A 16,611-nucleotide genomic window follows, 5' to 3' on the forward strand; every position below is an offset into this window, starting at 1 on the left:
GAGCATCTGCTCTTAAGGGTTTCCTACGTTGGATGTTGGACTACCAGGATTCGAACCTGGACAAACAGAACCAAAACCTGTTGTGCTACCATTACACCATAGTCCAAACTTCAGGTGCTTTCTGTTAAAAAGCGGTGCAAAGATATGGGTTTTACAAATATGCTCCAAATTATTTATCTGTTTTTTTAGTTCGTTTCCCTATTTTCCTTATTTTTGCCCTTTATAGAACAAGTATTCATTTCAATTCTATCTTTTTATGAAAAAACTGACATGCTATCTGCTGCTGGGTATGGCAGCTACAGCTACCGCCTGGGGCGGGACTCCGTTGTGGATGCGCGACGTACGCATCTCGCCCGACGGCACCCAGATCGCCTTCTGCTACAAAGGCGACCTCTACAAAGTGAATGCACAGGGAGGCGAAGCCGTGCGGCTCACCTCGCAAGGCTCTTACGAATCATCGCCCGTATGGTCGCCCGACGGCAAGCAAATCGCCTTTGCCAGCGACCGCTATGGCAATATGGATGTCTTCGTAATGCCCGCCGACGGCGGAAGTGCCAAACGACTGACCTATAACTCGGCTTCCGAAGTACCCACCGCCTTCTCGCCCGACGGCAAGAAAGTCTACTTCAACGCCGCCCTTCAGGACCCAGCTTCGAGTGCCCTCTTCCCCACCTCGGCCATGACCGAACTTTATGCCGTTCCCGCAGCAGGCGGACGCACCGAACAGATACTGGCCACGCCTGCCGAAATGATTAACTTCCTGCCACAGGCCGACGGTTCCTTCCTCTACCAGGACCGCAAAGGCTTTGAAGACGAATGGCGCAAGCACCATACATCGTCCGTCACCCGCGACATCTGGCGCTACGATGCCACCACCGGACGTCACACCAACCTGACCAATCGCCCCGGCGAAGACCGCAATCCTATTCTGGCCGACAATGGCAGCGACGTCTTCTTCCTGAGCGAACGCAACGGCGGCAGCTTCAACGTATGGCGCATGAAGCTGGACAACCCGCAAGAAGCTCAACCTGTCACCACCTTCAAGACTCACCCCGTACGCTTCCTTTCGCAAGCCAAGGGTACCCTCTGCTACACTTACGACGGCGAAATCTACACACAGACTCCCGACGGCCGGCCGCAGAAGGTGAAAATCAATCTGACCGGTGATGACACCGATGCCGTGGCACGCCTCAACTTCAGCAGCGGAGCCACCTCGGCCACGCCTTCGACCGATGGCGAACAGGTGGCCTTCCTGATACGCGGTGAAGTGTTTGTCACTTCGGCCGACTATGCCACTACCAAGCAGATTACCCACACCGCTGCCGCCGAAGCCGACGTCTGCTTCGCTCCCGACGGTCGCACCCTGGCCTATGCCAGCGAGCGTAGCGGTAACTGGCAACTCTACCTGGCCAAGATAGCCCGTAAGGAAGACCCCAACTTTGCCAACGCCACCCTGATCGACGAAGAAGTGCTACTGCCCTCCACCACCGTAGAGCGTACCATGCCTACCTTCTCGCCCGACGGCAAGGAACTGGCCTTCATCGAAGACCGCAATCGCCTGATGGTTCTTAACCTCGACACCAAAAAGGTACGCCAGATTACCGACGGCTCCACATGGTACAACACTTCCGGCGGATTCAACTACCAGTGGTCGCCCGACGGAAAATGGTTCGCCCTCGAATTCATCGGTAATGGGCACGACCCCTATACCGACATAGGTCTGGTGAGTGCCGACGGCAAGGGAGAAATCTTCAACCTGACTGGCAGCGGCTACTTCAGCTCGTCACCCCGCTGGGTAATGGACGGTAATGCCATTCTCTTCAGCACCGAACGCTATGGTATGCGCAACCACGCTTCATGGGGTTCGCTCGAAGATGCCATGCTGATATTCCTCAACCAGGACGCCTACGACAAGTTCCGCCTCAGCAAGGAGGACTACGAACTTCAGAAGAAAGAGCAGGAAGAAGCCGATAAAGACAAGAAGAAAGAAGGCAAAGAAGCCGATAAGGACAAAAAAGACAAGAAAGAAGCCGACAAGAAGGAAGAAACGAAACTCATCACAGTGGAACTGGACGGCATCGAGGACCGTATCGTGCGCCTCACGCCCAACTCTTCAAACCTGGGTGATGCCATCCTTTCGGCCGACGGCGAAAGCCTTTACTACATGTCGGCCTTCGAAGGCGGCTACGACCTCTGGAAGATGGACCTGCGCAAGCGCGATACCAAACTGCTGAAAAAGATGGACGCAGGTTGGGCATCGCTCACACTGGATAAGAAGGGCGACAACCTCTTCATCCTGAGCGGACGCAGCATGCAGAAGATGAACACCAAGAACGATAAACTGGAATCCATCACCTACCGCGCCGAAATGAAGATGAACCTGGCCGACGAACGTACCTACATGTTCGACCACGTTTATAAGCAGGAAAAGAAACGCTTCTACAACCTGAACATGCACGGTGTAGACTGGGATAAGATGGCAGAAGACTACCGCAAATTCCTGCCCCACATCAGTAACAACTACGACTTTGCCGAGCTGCTGAGCGAATGGCTGGGCGAACTGAACGTATCGCACACGGGCGGACGCTACTATCCGTCGCTCGCTACCGATGCCACCGCCAACCTGGGTCTGCTCTATAGCTGGACCGACCGTGGCGAAGGCTTGCTGATAGACGAAGTAGTGGAAAAAGGTCCCTTTGATACCGCCAAGTCCAAAGTAAAGGCAGGCGACCGCATCGAAAAGATAGACGGACAGACGCTCGACGCCAACACCGACATCAGCCAGTTGCTGAACGGCAAGGCTGGTCGCAAGACACTTGTATCCTTCTACAGCCCCGCTACAGGCGAACGCTGGGACGAGGTGGTGAAGCCCATCACCAGTGGCTCACTGAACAGCCTGCTCTATCGCCGCTGGGTAAAACAGCGTGCAGCCGACGTAGAACGCTGGTCGGGCGGACGTCTGGGCTACGTACACATCCAGTCGATGGACGACGGCAGTTTCCGCAACATCTATTCGGACATCCTGGGTAAGTATAACAAGTGCGAAGGCATCGTCATCGACACCCGCTTCAACGGCGGCGGACGTCTGCACGAAGACATCGAAGTGTTGTTCAGCGGACAGAAATACTTCACACAGGTGGTACGCGGACGCGAAGCCTGCGACATGCCCAGCCGCCGCTGGAACAAGCCCAGCATCATGCTGCAGTGCGAGGCCAACTACTCCAACGCTCACGGTACGCCCTGGGTGTACAGCCACCGGAAACTGGGTAAACTGGTAGGCGCTCCCGTACCGGGTACCATGACCAGCGTATCGTGGGAAACGCTTCAGGACCGTTCGCTGGTATTCGGTATCCCCGTTGTAGGCTATCGCCTGCCCGACGGCTCCTATCTGGAAAACTCCCAGTTGGAACCCGACATTCTGGTACTGAATGCTCCCGAAACTATCGTCAAGGGTGAAGACACACAGCTGAAAACAGCCGTGGACGAACTGCTGAAAGAAATCGGAAAATAAACCGGCACATCCGTTGCCAGGCATACTGTTATAAGAAAAGAGGCTGCACCCCGCCGGGATGCAGCCTCTTTTGTATTTCCAAAGAACCGGTTATCAGCGTCCTTTCCGGAACTTATAAAGCAGTACACCATGAGCCGGAACTTCCAGTTCCAATGCTTCTTCTGATGTATTGAGCACTTTAATATCCTTCTGTCTCCAAAGGTCGCGAACCGTCTGCTTGCCCGATATGCCCAGCTTGTCGAAATCGCGGAAAGAAAGACTGGCCTTCTCGCGGTCGAAGTTGCAGAAGCCGACGGCTTTTCCGCCATCCTCCAAATCCTTCACATAAATGCGCAGGTCGCCGATGGAGTGTACGCAAGTGGCCTGTTTGCCCAATGGATCCTGATTGATGGCAATCACTTCGTTATTGGTCAGCAGGCTGTAAGTAAAGTCATCCAGCTTCTCCAGGTCGCAACCTATCAGCAACGGAGCCGAGAACAGACTCCACAGACTGATGTGCAGATACTGTTCATCAGGTTTCAGCTTTGTCGGATGAGCATTTCCCCATCCTACAATGCCTACTACCAGCATATCGGGGTCATTCCAACTGCCGGGCTTTGCCCAAGCCGCCGAACGGTCTTGCGACAAAGCGATGCCTTTGACGCTTTCCCACGTATCGGTAATGTCATTGGTAGTACGCCAACATTGTCCGCCGACGGCATTTCCCCACTTCCAGACATCGCCCATACCATATTGGCACAGGTTGTAAACGATATCCCGGGGCTGCTGACGCAAGTAGTCGCCCATAATCTTGAACGGTTTTCTTCCTAAAATTGAGTCGCCACCTCCCTGAAACTCCAGCGAACCTACGCTATAGGGATCTTTATCCAAATCACGGTCGAGCACGCCGCCGTAGCTGCACCAGTCGTACTTCAGGTAATCGATACCCCACTTGGCATACATCTCGGCGTCCTGTTTCTCGTATCCATAACTGCCAGCACAGCCGCCACAAGTCCACGGGCCGGGCGAAGAGTATATGCCGGTCTTCAGTCCCAGCGAATGAACGTAATCGGTCAGCTCCTTCATGTCGGGGAACTTGGCATTGGGCAAGATGTATCCATTGTCGTCGCGCAACTTGCCGCCTCTGGTCGGGTCGTTGGGATCGCGGTGGTGCTGCCACGAATCATCTATGTTGATGTAAGTCCACCCGTAGTTGATCAGTCCGCTTTCTACCATGGCTCTTGCAGCCTTTTTAATCTTCTCGGCAGAAACTTCGTGACCGAAGCAATTCCAGCTGTTCCAGCCCATCGGGGGAGTCAGCGCAATCCGGTCGCCGCACTCGATGCGGAACTTCTTCTTATCCGTTCCTTTTTTATTTTTTGCTTTCAGGGTTACTTCATACGTACCGGGCTTTGTCAGCTTGCCGGTTATCAATCCTGTCTCCGGATTGATTTCCAGTCCATCAGGCAGTCCGGATGCCGAAAACTTCATCGGCCGGTCGCCCGTAGTGGCTACCAGGAACTGAAAGGGTGAACCAGGACGTACGCCGAACACCGGTGCACAATTTATTCTCGGAGTGGCAGGAGCAGGAGGAGTCAATATGTAAGGCTCCGTTGCTATAAACTTCAGGGTTGGGAAACTATCTGATCCCTTCGACAAAATCTTTGCATCGGCCCAGTCGGCATGGTCGTAATGCGGACCGTCACCGCCTTCCTTCACCAACAGTTCCAGCCGTTTTACGCCGTCCAGCGAAACAGAACATTCTTTGGGAGCATCGCCCACCCTGACTATTCCACTGGTCCACAACTGTGCACCGTCGCCTATCACGATGAACTCGGCCGCATTCTTGCGCTCCAGTACTTCATCATCCAAACCTACCTGGGCGGTAAAACGGGTTGCCCCACCATCCAGCTGGATAGCCACCTCGCTGACAGAGTGAGTTCCCACTCCACGTTCAAAGGTTTGCCCACCAATGGTAAGTTTTCGTCCGTCAATCGACTTGTTCTTCATCGGCATGCCATATCCCTGAGTCATGGCTGTCAGATCCAAATCGTCCAGCCATACAGTCTTCGACTGGGCACAGGCAGCCATCGTATTTGCCAATACCAGACTGGCAACAATCAAAAGTCTTTTAGTCTTCATACATTTGGTCATGTATCGGTAAATTATTTCTGTGCTTGAAACATCCAGTAGTCGAAATACATCAGACGACCGGGCTTCTTACCTTTACAAACAAAATAAAGGTCGTGTACACCACTCACTTTGGCCACGTCCGAAGACACCAGTGCCCAACGGTTATCGCCTCCCGTCATGGGAACTTTTACGGTAGTCAGCAAGTCACCCTGCGGACTATCCAAACGAACTTCCATCGTTACGCCTCCATTGTGAGTTGTTCCTACGCGGGCCATAAACTTCGATGCTCCCTCTTTACGGAAATCAACGCCTTTCACCTTAATATACGCTCCATCGTTCATGGCATTGACAAATACGCCTACTTCTTTATTCTGGCCAGCCTTCATGCCTTCCGAGAAAGCCATGGTCTCAGCCTCAGTCTTCCGATAGGGATTCAAGTTTTCCAGTTCCTTCTCTATACCCGCCGTCATCTTCATGGGTACAAATGACCCGTCTTTGTTGAATTCTGCTTTCTGCACACAAACGGAACGGGTAAAACCCCCACCGCCCGGCAGTGCACCGTTGTGATAGAACAGATAGGTAGAACCTTTATAATCAACAATACCCGGATGGTTGGTAAAACTGCCACCCTCAGTAGGCATCAGCGTACCACCATACTTCCAGGGACCAACAGGACTCTTGCTCATCGAATATCCCAAGTGCTCGGGAATGGGACCTCCTGCCCAAAGCAGGTAATACCAGTCGTTGTGTTTGTACAACCAGGGACCTTCTTCGTACAGCGTCGGGCGCTCGGCCACGTTTCCTTCCCGCTTGCCGAAAGACTCTTCGGTCATCGGCACCCGGACAATGTCGCCCGAATACGAAATCATGTCCTCATTCAGTTTCACATAGTAACAGAAAGGATTACCCCAATACAGATAAGCCTGCCCGTCATCATCAATCATGACCGTAGGGTCAATGTCTCCCTTTCCGCTGCTTACCAACGGTTTGCCCAAGGCATCGTAGAAGGGTCCGTACGGACTGTCTGCCACAGCCACACCGATAGCGCCTCCTCCCTTGTTCATCGTGACAGGCACATAAGCATAGAACTTTCCGTCGCGCTCCACGCACTGCATGGCCCAGGCGTCGCCCTTTGCCCAACTGAAAGTCTTGTACGAAAGCACAGCTCCGTGATCGGTCCAGTTCACCATGTCGGTAGTAGTATATAGTTTCCAGTCATTCATCACAAACCAGGTGGAAGCATCTTCGTCATGGCTGGTATAAAGATATAACGTACCGTCGTATGCCATTGGTGCAGGGTCGGCCGTGTAGTGTGTTTGCACAATCGGATTTTGGGCATATGCCGATGCCGCCAGCAATCCGATGGATAAAAATAAAAATCCTTTTTTCATCATAGCTTAATGGATAATATAAAGTTTAACATATGGATTCTCTCTAAGATGATTCAGAAATAAGGGAAACAATTATTGATTGAATAAATAACTTTAAAAAGAATGATTATTACTAATATTAAAGGTTGCATTTAAGCGTTTATCGCCGTGTTTCTGTGGCTAAAGTTACACAGATTTATGATATTAGTGGCAAAAAAAAAACTAAAAAATAAACTTGCACCATGAAAATTGTATCTCAGCCATATTATATCCCTTGATTAAGACGAATAACCCAACCTGTTCCCACCATATATAATATCCATTAGCAACCTGTAAAAACATAAAAAACCGCCATTGAGGAATCTGTCCTCAATGACGGTTCATCTTTTCTATAAAGGATCTTATAGGTTTACTTTGCAATAATCAGGTAATAGTTCTTCTTACCACGTTGAACCAACAGATATTTATCATCCAACAGATCGGCAGTAGTAATTACCTGGTCAAAAGCAGTCAGTTTCTCCTTATTCAGCGAAACGCCACCACCTTGTACCAGCTTACGCATCTCACCCTTCGAAGAGAATACTGCTGCATTCTCAACAAACAAATCAACAGCTTTCACACCGACAGCCAAAGCATCACGAGATACCTCAAACTGAGGAACACCTTCGAATACAGAAAGAAGCGTCTGCTCGTCCAGTTTCTTCAAAGCCTCCGACGTACCACCGCCGAACAGGATATTCGAAGCTTCAACTGCTGCATTGTAGTCTTCTTCAGAGTGTACCATGATTGTCACTTCCTTAGCCAGACGCTTCTGCAAAGCACGCAAATGCGGAGCTTGCTGATGCTCGGCAATAAGAGCTTCTATTTCCTCTTTACCTATCGAAGTGAAGATCTTAATATATTTCTCAGCATCCACATCACTGACATTCAGCCAGAACTGATAGAACTTATAGGGAGAAGTATAACGAGGATCAAGCCAGATATTACCACTTTCAGTTTTACCAAACTTACCGCCGTCGGCTTTTGTAATCAAAGGACAGGTCAAAGCATACACTTCACCACCATTCGTACGACGTATCAGTTCGGCACCGGTTGTAATGTTTCCCCACTGATCACTTCCACCCATCTGAAGCTTGCAGTTCTTGGTTTCGTACAAGTGCAGAAAGTCGTAACCTTGCAACAGCTGATAAGTGAACTCCGTAAACGAAAGTCCGTCACGTGCCTCACCATTCAGTCGTTTCTGTACCGACTCCTTTGCCATCATATAGTTCACAGTAATGTGTTTTCCTACTTCACGGGCAAAGTCAAGGAATGTAAAGTCCTTCATCCAGTCATAATTGTTCACCAATTCGGCATGATTGGGAGCATCAGAATCAAAATCCAAAAACTTGGAAAGCTGCTTTTTGATACATTCCTGATTATGACGCAATGTCTCCTCATCGAGCAGATTACGTTCCTGCGATTTACCCGAGGGATCGCCAATCATTCCCGTAGCACCTCCAATCAGTGCCAGCGGCTTGTGTCCACAACGCTGGAAATGACGCAGTATCATCACACCGCACAAGTGTCCGATGTGCAGAGAATCGGCTGTAGGGTCGATGCCCAAATAAGCCGTAACCATTTCTTTAGATAATAACTCTTCCGTACCCGGCATCATTGTGTGGAGCATGCCACGCCATCTTAATTCTTCTACAAAATTCATCGAATGATTGATTGTTTAATGATTTGATTTATAGTTATACTTTTCGCAAAAGTACGACCTTTCTTCGAAGTAACAAAACTTAATGTCCAAAAAAGACACGATGTATATTACAAGAAACTGCTTCTCGAAGTTCGCTACAGGACAGGCCTCGCAGGCGAGCAGCCTCTTCGTACAAGCTGGCAATGGAAACTTCGCTTTCGTCCGTCTCCAAAAACAACCGGTCAAGGGGTATCTGCCTCAAGGTTTCTTCCTGATACCTGGCACCGAACGAAAGGTACAGACCGTGGCGAACCAAATCCTGAGCCAGCTGTACTTTCCCACGGAAGCCATGAATAATCCAAGGCACACGAGGCTTCAGCTCGCGCTTCAGCTGTATCAATTCGGCCTGTGCCTTCACTGCATGAATGACCAACGGTTTGCATACTGCTTCGGCCACACCAGCCTGATAACGGAAAACATCCGTCTGACGGTCGAGTACTACGCGAGACAAATGGTCAATACCAACCTCGCCCACAGCCAAAACACGCGGGTGAGATGCCATCTCCTCAAAACTGCAACGGAAAGAATCAGTCTGCCACTCACATTCGTCTGCATACCAAGGATGAACGCCTACCGAATACCACTCATCCTGCAATGGTGCAAACGTATGGGGCTGACAACTGACAATGGCCTGTCCCACTTCAGCCGGAAGTTTATGGGTATGTATGTCTATAGGAAATATCATGGCAGAACTGAAAAGACATCCCTCCTCCTAAGGCACAGGATCATAGCCTGATCCTCCCCAGGGATGGCAACGCAAAATACGCCGTATAGCCAGATACAATCCCTTAAAAGGGCCATGCTTCTTGATAGCCTCTACTGCATATTGCGAACAGGTAGGAGTAAAACGGCACGAAGGAGACAGCATAGGCGATATGCACCGCTGATAAAAATAAATAGGAAGTAACAATAACCAAGACAAAAGCCTTTTCATAACTTCTCGGCTATACGCGACAAGGCAATCTTCATACGTTCTTCGATGACCGAAGACGGAACCAGCTCGTCCGACAAATAGATAAACGCAACCGCCAAACGGGTCTGACTGCCAGATAATGCATCAGACAACAAGTGTTTGTTCAACCGATAGGCCTCACGGATCTGGCGTTTCACCCGGTTACGCTTCACAGCCCGTTTGAAACGACGTTTCGATACGCTAACGAGTATGGAAACCGGCACATCCAGTTCCTCGACAGGCAGGTACACCACACGTAACGGGAAGACGGAAAACGAACGAGAACCGCCCGCAAACATCTTCTCTATGACCTTTTTCCGGTCCAGCCGTTCCGATTTATGTAATGTATTAGCCAATGAAAAACTGATTTACAAAATTCTTATTCAACCCGATAAAAAAGAAAATCCATTAAAACCATCAGAAAAACAGAGAAGGTAAAGTCTAAAATTTGCCCCTCCAAAAGCATCACAGTTTTTTCAGACCTTACCTTCTCCGATTTCGATATCGGGCTTAACCTATTATTTTCCCTTGTTATTCTCCTTAATGAACATATCGAGTGCAGCAGTCATCGAAGGAGCTTGTACGCTCGGAGCTTCCAGATCCAAACGAAGTCCGGCATCGCGCACAGCCTGGGCAGTAGTCGAACCGAAAGTACCAATCTTTATATCTTTCTGCTCGAAGTTGGGGAAATTCTTCTTCAGTGAAGAAACACCTGCCGGGCTGAAGAATACCAGCATATCATAATCGAATGCTTCATCGGGAGTAAAGTCATTGCTCACCGTACGGTACATTATTGCTTCAGTATGCTGTATCTTGTTTTTGTCGAGTGCATTCTTTATCTCATCGGTGTGCACATCAGACATCGGAACCAGATATTTCTCGGTCTTGTGCTTAATGATAGCAGGCAGCAAATCATCAAACTTGCCAGTATTTCCAAAGAATATCTTACGCTTACGATACTGCACATATTTTTGGATGTACAATGCAATAGATTCCGTCACGCAAAAGTACTTCATCGTTTCGGGTATGGTAACACGCAACTCTGTACACAAATGGAAAAAGTGGTCGATGGCATGACGCGAAGTAAATACCACAGCTGTATGGTCCAGAATAGAAACTTTCTGTTGTCTGAATTCCTTCGCTGAAAGGCTTTCTACCTTAATGAACGGACGAAAATCGATTTTTACGCCGTATTTCTCTGCTATGTCGTAGTAAGGAGATTTCTCTGATGCCGGTTTCGGCTGCGACACAAGTACTTTCTTAATTTTCAACGTCCTAAAATTTTATTATCAAAAAATCGTTTAGCTTAACCATACCCTCGTACAACATGATACAAGGCACAATTTCAAGGGCACAAAAGTACAAAATTAAAAGGACATAGCCATATAAATTATTACAAAAAAGCTTTATCCACTTATATAGCATCAATATTTTAGCAAAAAGCCAAAGAAACAACCCGATTATTAACGTAATTTGCAAATCTAAATCGAAATAGACAATAAAAAGAACAAGCGGAAAAAGCGCCAACCCCAAGTAATAAAGAAGTGTAGAATAGGACTCAAGCCAAAGAGAAGTACGGCTTTCGTCAAAAAAAATCCAACCAAGACTTGAGTAAACAAGCCACTTCAGGAACAAATAGGCCAGACAAATGCCGATATAGATAGCCAGAAGCCAGAGAGGAGGAACATAAGTTACCAGATCGGGCCTGACCTCATTGAAATAATTGAAAAAGAAAACACCCGACAGCACACAAGTCTGTAATATAAGTAACAGCAAATATCGCATATCTGCTGCCGTTGATGTAGCAAAAATACTGGTACGCTCGCGATGTAGCAAGAAGTCTTTCACCAACTGAAGCAAAAACTTCCGGCTGCGTGAGAGGACATAAGCCGACAGGAAAAAGCATCCCAGCAGAATAGCTGCAACCGCATCATCCATACGTGGAGAATACGGGATAGGAATTCCTTCCGTCCCAACCAGCCATACCGTCAACAAGTTCATCATATAGCGGCAAACTTACGGATAGATACATCCCACAACGGTGTATTATATACCAGCTCAATAGCTTCCTGCGGAGTGTGGGCCACATGCCAGATTGTGCTGTGCTGCGCCCGCATAAAGTTTTCTTCTACCGATTTCTGCAACATTTCAAGCAGATGATCATAGTAACCTTTAATATTCAGAATTACAATTGGGTTCAGGTATAAACCCAATTGTTTCCATGTAATGACCTCCAACAATTCCTCCAATGTGCCACATCCGCCGGGCAAAGCAATAACGGCATCACTCAAATCGGCCATTTTCTGTTTGCGCTGGTGCATGTTTTCTACTTCGATCAGTTCCGTCAGCCCCGTATGATGCCAACCTTGTTCTACCATGAAATGAGGTATCACGCCTGTCACTTCTCCTCCTTCAGCCAATACGGCATCGGCCACAGCGGCCATCAGTCCCATGTTTCCGGCTCCGTTGACAAGCCGGATGTGTTGTTTTCCCAACAAAGAGCCCAGTTCGTGAGCCGCATCAAAATAAACAGGATCAATCTTTGTGCTCGAAGCACAGTAAACACATACAGAGTTTATCTTATTCATTGTTACTTGCCATACTACTTGTTATCACGGCGACAAAGGTATGGATTTTCAACGCCATTGGCAAAAGATAAACCTGAAACTTACCTGAAGTCCTTCAGTTCCTGCTGCAATTTCTGGCGGGTACAGAAGATACGGCTTTTGACAGTGCCTAAAGGTAAACCAAGTTTCTCGGCAATCTCGCGATACTTGAATCCTGCCACGTGCATGGAAAAGGGCACCTTATATTCGCTCGGCAAAGCGTTTACGACACGGTGCATTTCCTTCAGGTCATAAGCCTGGTCGGTACTTTCATAAGTAGGTTCGGTCGATGAATTCAGATGATACAGATTATCCGTCTGGTCCACAAATGTCTGTTCACGGACTATTTTCCGGTAGTTGTTGATAAAGATATTGCGCATGATCGTATATACCCAGCCTTTAAAGTTGGTTTCGGGCATGTATTTATCTTCATTGTCCAATGCCTTGAGCGATGTTTCCTGCAGAAGGTCGTTAGCGTCCTCACGGTCGGCAGTCAGCTTGTAAGCGAAGCGCAGCAAGTCATCCTGTATACTAAGAAGGTCCTTTGTAAAGTTTGTACTGTTGTTGGTCATAAATTCTTTTAATTAGGTGATTAATAATTCTTGTGCTTTCCAGCGATGCAAACATATGGAAAGGTGAAGCACGAAGCAGGATACAGGCTGGCAATAAAAGGGGGAAAAACTAACAATTGACAGATATTGGCCCCTATTTGTCTGTTTTCAGGTGGCCTATATACGCAAAAGGACAAAAAAATCACGCAGATTCCGGCAACTAACAACCGAAATCTGCGTGATAATAATGGATTGACTGTAAATCAGAGGAGACCGAAACACCCCTCAGACCACACAGAACAGATGTCTAAATCAGAAACATGGGGCTTACAGACCGAAAGCTGCTTTAACCTTGTCGACATAATCCAGCTTCTCCCAAGTAAAGAGTTCTACGGTTATGTCCTTATTGCCCTCGTAACGGCTCTTGAAGTGCTTGGTTATCACTTGCGGCTCGCGACCCATATGTCCGTAAGCAGCTGTCTCCTGATAAATCGGATTACGCAACTTCAGGCGATCCTCGATTGCTTTCGGACGAAGGTCGAACAGCTCGTCAATCTTACGGGCTATCTCGCCGTCACTCATGTTCACATGGCTGCGTCCGTACGTATTGACATAGATGTTGATAGGACGTGCTACGCCAATGGCATACGACACTTGAACCAACATTTCATCGGCCACACCGGCAGCCACCAGGTTCTTGGCGATATGACGTGCGGCATAGGCAGCCGAACGGTCTACCTTCGAGGGGTCCTTACCCGAGAAAGCACCACCACCATGTGCGCCTTTACCGCCGTAAGTATCCACAATAATTTTGCGTCCGGTCAGACCTGTGTCGCCGTGAGGGCCACCGATCACAAACTTTCCGGTAGGATTCACATGATACTTGATGTCGTCATTGAACAACGCCAATACCTTTTCGGCATGAATCGAAGCAATGACACGGGGCATCAGGATGTTAATCACATCGTGACGGATAATGGCCAGCATTTCTTCATCAGCCTTCAGCTGGGCTTCTTCTGTATCATCGGCAGGCTGGATGAAGTCATCATGCTGCGTAGAAACGACAATGGTATCGATACGCACCGGCGTACCGTTGTCATCGTATTCAATGGTCACCTGGCTCTTGGCATCGGGACGAAGATAGGTCATCTGCTTGCCTTCGCGGCGTATCTCGGCCAGTACCAGCAAAATGCGATGTGCCAGGTCGAGCGAAAGCGGCATGTAATTCTCAGTTTCGTTGGTCGCATAGCCGAACATCATACCCTGGTCGCCTGCACCCTGTTCCATCGGGTCCTGACGTTCTACTCCGCGGTTGATGTCGGGGCTCTGTTCATGGATAGCGCTCAGCACACCACACGAATTGCTTTCAAACATGTATTCGCCCTTCGTATAACCGATTTTCTTGATAACTTCACGAGCAATCAGTTGGAGGTCTACATAAGCCTTTGTTTTTACTTCACCGGCCAGCACTACCTGTCCGGTAGTTACCAGCGTTTCGCAAGCTACTTTCGAACTGGGGTCATAAGCCAACAGTTTGTCAAGCACAGCGTCCGATATCTGATCGGCCACTTTGTCGGGGTGTCCTTCTGACACCGATTCGGATGTAAACAAGTATCCCATACTTTTACAATTAAGAATGAATAATTAATAACTAAAAGTTTAATGGATGGGAAATGCGTGAGTAGAGGTACCGGAATGCACCGGCCTGTTCAGAAAAGTATGTGTTTTAGCATTTTTTTCTGTGGTTGCAAGCTACTCAAATCTTTCCACATTTAAATTTCGGCTGCAAAGATAAGCCTTTTCCGTGAAACACGGATACGGGCATCAAGAATTAACATTCATAAAGGAGCTATTAAATGCCTGCCTGTCCTGATAATGAACATGCATCACAAAATCTTCCGTAAAACGAGCTTCCCATCATACTGTCCGGCTACCTGCTTCCAAAAACGGACAAAATCAGGATACGTACCCGCCGGATAAGTTCCTTTCCTGACTGCCAGTCGTTGAACTACATATATTTCTCCTTTTTTCACTTTTATCTCCGAACGAAACTCGCCATACGGACTGTCAAACGAAACAGATGCCGGTACAGCCTCAATCTCGTATCCTTCAGGAAAAGAAATGTGCAGACTATCTGTATCTACATAACCATGCCCTATATATATAGGATAGTTCCGCTCTCCTTCTGCTGAAAAGCCTGGAACTTCCCCAAATACGTTCAAAGGTACAAACAATCGGTTACCAGTCTGACTACCGTATTTCTCCACATGAATTTTATAGCCGATGTCGACAACAGGAAATGCTTCTTTCCGTTCCAAGATATTCCAGTCTTCCACTTCCACTTGCGACAACTTTACCTTCGAACGAATCATCTGTTTCTGACGGTCGGGAGTAGCCAGCACATTGGACATATTCTCCTCATAGCGCGCCAAACAAGAAGTTTCATCGACCTGCACATCAGCCTTGCCTGTAGGGTATAACCGTATATCAGCACGAATAGCTTTCGTATGCAAAGAATCCGGATAATCGGGAATCCGGCACAAGCGCCCGCCAGAAGGTTCTATCAGCAAAGCATCGTGACCAGCAATTTGGCTATGTATGTACCCGAAAGGCAAATGCGCATCTGTACATTCCAACCACAACGTATCGCCAGGAAGAGATACCTGCAAAATCACATGATTCATTTGACTAGCTGTTGCAAAATCAGGAATCAGTCTTTCATTTTCAGTACTCACCACAACATAAGTGGAAGAAATACCCAGTTCCTTCAGCATGGCAAGCATATAATTCGACAATCCTTTACAATCGCCAAAACCCAATCGGCATACCTCAGACGCTGCTATCGGCTGTAAACCTCCAATCCCCAACTGGATGCTAACATAGCGGGTCGTCGCAGCCAGATAATCATAAATTACTTTCACCTTTTCACGGTCAGTCCGGCAATCAGCAACCAATTCGTGTAAACGCATTTTAAAATCCTCATCCAACACATCCCTTCCTTGCAACAGTTTATGCTGCCACACTCCATAAGCTTTCCAGGTATCCAAGTTTCCTGCCACTCCATCGTACACAAAATCAGAAGGAACAAAATAAACCATCGGCAACAGCTCGTTCCACGATGGAGCAAACCTTTCCTTATATACAGGAAGCAGATTAGTCGCAACAACATCGATTTGCTTTCGCCCATCCTCATCGGTTTTCTCACGAATCGTCACTTCCTTTCCCTCTATGTTTCTGGCATAATACCTGCACGACTGTCCTGCCGGTACAGAAATTGTGTACGAAGCCTTCTCAACCAGCTGTCCGGTAGCTATTTGCGGAATAAAAGGAGGGAAACCGATCACTCCGTTACGGCATTTCACTTTCCATTCATATCTGATTGTATAAGGAAAAGAAGGATACTTACTGAGATAATAATAGCGATAATCATCGGTCAGGAGCGACGAAGAATACTCCGACCTCTGTAGATCCGACTTCTTGATTTTCCTTACCCGGTTACCTTGTGCATCCAGAATCTCACCAGAAAAGTTCTCCAACGAAATAAACTTATCACAAAAACATACGAAAGTAGCATTCTCCTCTCCTTCGCGGTCGAATACGGTAACCTCCATCGTATTGTTCTCGACATATTGGGACATTGAAGTACATTCCACTTCCTTTCGGGCCTCTTTCACAATCGAATGAAGAACCTTCTGTGCCAACGCTTCCGTTATTCCGGTCCAGTTTAGGCAAAAAGCACACAATATAACCGTCCAATACTGTTTCATA

At 48.1% G+C, this 16,611-nt stretch carries 13 protein-coding genes and 1 tRNA gene; 1 reads left to right on the plus strand and 13 read right to left on the minus strand.

From position 1 onward, the window contains the following. Positions 1–35 precede the first annotated feature (35 nt). A tRNA-Gln gene (locus tag BQ5591_RS01550) sits at positions 36–106 on the minus strand. Positions 107–256: 150 nt separating this feature from the next. Here BQ5591_RS01550 and BQ5591_RS01555 point away from each other — a divergent pair. Next, the gene (locus tag BQ5591_RS01555) at positions 257–3,511 is read left to right on the plus strand and encodes a S41 family peptidase (RefSeq protein ID WP_071148176.1); all 3,255 of its coding nucleotides are present in this window, start codon (positions 257–259) and stop codon (positions 3,509–3,511) included. A 93-nt stretch (positions 3,512–3,604) separates the two neighbouring features. Here BQ5591_RS01555 and BQ5591_RS01560 read toward each other — a convergent pair whose 3' ends face one another. The 12 genes from BQ5591_RS01560 to BQ5591_RS01610 all read right to left on the minus strand — a co-directional run bounded on the left by BQ5591_RS01560 (position 3,605) and on the right by BQ5591_RS01610 (position 16,610). Continuing rightward, the gene (locus tag BQ5591_RS01560; protein ID WP_071148550.1) at positions 3,605–5,632 is read right to left on the minus strand and encodes an NPCBM/NEW2 domain-containing protein; all 2,028 of its coding nucleotides are present in this window, start codon (positions 5,630–5,632) and stop codon (positions 3,605–3,607) included. A gap of 23 nt (positions 5,633–5,655) precedes the next feature. Then, the gene (locus BQ5591_RS01565; protein WP_071148177.1) at positions 5,656–7,017 is read right to left on the minus strand and encodes a glycoside hydrolase family 43 protein; all 1,362 of its coding nucleotides are present in this window, start codon (positions 7,015–7,017) and stop codon (positions 5,656–5,658) included. Between the two features lie 385 nt (positions 7,018–7,402). Beyond that, the gene (gene tyrS, locus BQ5591_RS01570) at positions 7,403–8,695 is read right to left on the minus strand and encodes a tyrosine--tRNA ligase (RefSeq protein ID WP_071148178.1); all 1,293 of its coding nucleotides are present in this window, start codon (positions 8,693–8,695) and stop codon (positions 7,403–7,405) included. A gap of 79 nt (positions 8,696–8,774) precedes the next feature. Then, positions 8,775–9,419, minus strand: coding sequence for a TatD family hydrolase (locus BQ5591_RS01575; protein ID WP_071148179.1), 645 nt, complete (start codon positions 9,417–9,419; stop codon positions 8,775–8,777). A gap of 27 nt (positions 9,420–9,446) precedes the next feature. Then, complete coding sequence (yidD, locus tag BQ5591_RS20560) at positions 9,447–9,668, minus strand: membrane protein insertion efficiency factor YidD (RefSeq protein WP_083380841.1); 222 nt, start codon at positions 9,666–9,668, stop codon at positions 9,447–9,449. Continuing rightward, positions 9,665–10,042, minus strand: a complete 378-nt coding sequence (rnpA, locus tag BQ5591_RS01580) for a ribonuclease P protein component (RefSeq protein WP_022163358.1) — start codon at positions 10,040–10,042, stop codon at positions 9,665–9,667. The genes yidD and rnpA overlap by 4 nt, the downstream gene beginning before the upstream one ends. Before the next feature lie 162 nt (positions 10,043–10,204). Continuing rightward, on the minus strand, positions 10,205–10,957 hold the full coding sequence (locus BQ5591_RS01585) for a uroporphyrinogen-III synthase (RefSeq protein WP_022163359.1): 753 nt from the start codon (positions 10,955–10,957) through the stop codon (positions 10,205–10,207). A 4-nt stretch (positions 10,958–10,961) separates the two neighbouring features. Continuing rightward, positions 10,962–11,690 carry a DUF4271 domain-containing protein gene (locus tag BQ5591_RS01590; RefSeq protein ID WP_022163360.1) on the minus strand — a complete coding sequence of 243 codons (729 nt, stop codon included), beginning with the start codon at positions 11,688–11,690 and terminating at the stop codon, positions 10,962–10,964. Then, on the minus strand, positions 11,687–12,274 hold the full coding sequence (locus tag BQ5591_RS01595; protein ID WP_071148180.1) for an LOG family protein: 588 nt from the start codon (positions 12,272–12,274) through the stop codon (positions 11,687–11,689). The genes BQ5591_RS01590 and BQ5591_RS01595 overlap by 4 nt, the downstream gene beginning before the upstream one ends. Before the next feature lie 80 nt (positions 12,275–12,354). Then, entirely contained in the window at positions 12,355–12,864 is a 510-nt protein-coding gene (locus tag BQ5591_RS01600; RefSeq protein WP_071148181.1) for an RNA polymerase sigma factor, read from the minus strand. Positions 12,865–13,170: 306 nt separating this feature from the next. Next, a complete protein-coding gene (gene metK, locus BQ5591_RS01605) occupies positions 13,171–14,463 on the minus strand; it encodes a methionine adenosyltransferase (protein WP_022164343.1) in 1,293 nt (430 codons plus the stop codon). A gap of 266 nt (positions 14,464–14,729) precedes the next feature. Then, entirely contained in the window at positions 14,730–16,610 is a 1,881-nt protein-coding gene (locus BQ5591_RS01610) for a DUF3857 domain-containing protein (protein ID WP_071148182.1), read from the minus strand. Between the last annotated feature and the right edge of the window lies 1 nt (position 16,611).

It is taken from the genome of Bacteroides ndongoniae, assembly GCF_900108345.1.
In the GTDB taxonomy this organism is placed as follows: Bacteria; Bacteroidota; Bacteroidia; order Bacteroidales; family Bacteroidaceae; genus Bacteroides; species Bacteroides ndongoniae.

Bases quoted from the DNA above. Each gene is read 5' to 3' on its own strand.
- BQ5591_RS01555 (WP_071148176.1), top strand. From the start codon at position 257: ATGAAAAAACTGACATGCTATCTGCTGCTGGGTATGGCAGCTACAGCT.
- BQ5591_RS01560 (WP_071148550.1), bottom strand. From the start codon at position 5,632: ATGAAGACTAAAAGACTTTTGATTGTTGCCAGTCTGGTATTGGCAAAT.
- BQ5591_RS01565 (WP_071148177.1), bottom strand. From the start codon at position 7,017: ATGATGAAAAAAGGATTTTTATTTTTATCCATCGGATTGCTGGCGGCA.
- tyrS (WP_071148178.1), bottom strand. From the start codon at position 8,695: ATGAATTTTGTAGAAGAATTAAGATGGCGTGGCATGCTCCACACAATG.
- BQ5591_RS01575 (WP_071148179.1), bottom strand. From the start codon at position 9,419: ATGATATTTCCTATAGACATACATACCCATAAACTTCCGGCTGAAGTG.
- yidD (WP_083380841.1), bottom strand. From the start codon at position 9,668: ATGAAAAGGCTTTTGTCTTGGTTATTGTTACTTCCTATTTATTTTTAT.
- BQ5591_RS01590 (WP_022163360.1), bottom strand. From the start codon at position 11,690: ATGATGAACTTGTTGACGGTATGGCTGGTTGGGACGGAAGGAATTCCT.
- BQ5591_RS01595 (WP_071148180.1), bottom strand. From the start codon at position 12,274: ATGAATAAGATAAACTCTGTATGTGTTTACTGTGCTTCGAGCACAAAG.
- BQ5591_RS01600 (WP_071148181.1), bottom strand. From the start codon at position 12,864: ATGACCAACAACAGTACAAACTTTACAAAGGACCTTCTTAGTATACAG.
- metK (WP_022164343.1), bottom strand. From the start codon at position 14,463: ATGGGATACTTGTTTACATCCGAATCGGTGTCAGAAGGACACCCCGAC.
- BQ5591_RS01610 (WP_071148182.1), bottom strand. From the start codon at position 16,610: ATGAAACAGTATTGGACGGTTATATTGTGTGCTTTTTGCCTAAACTGG.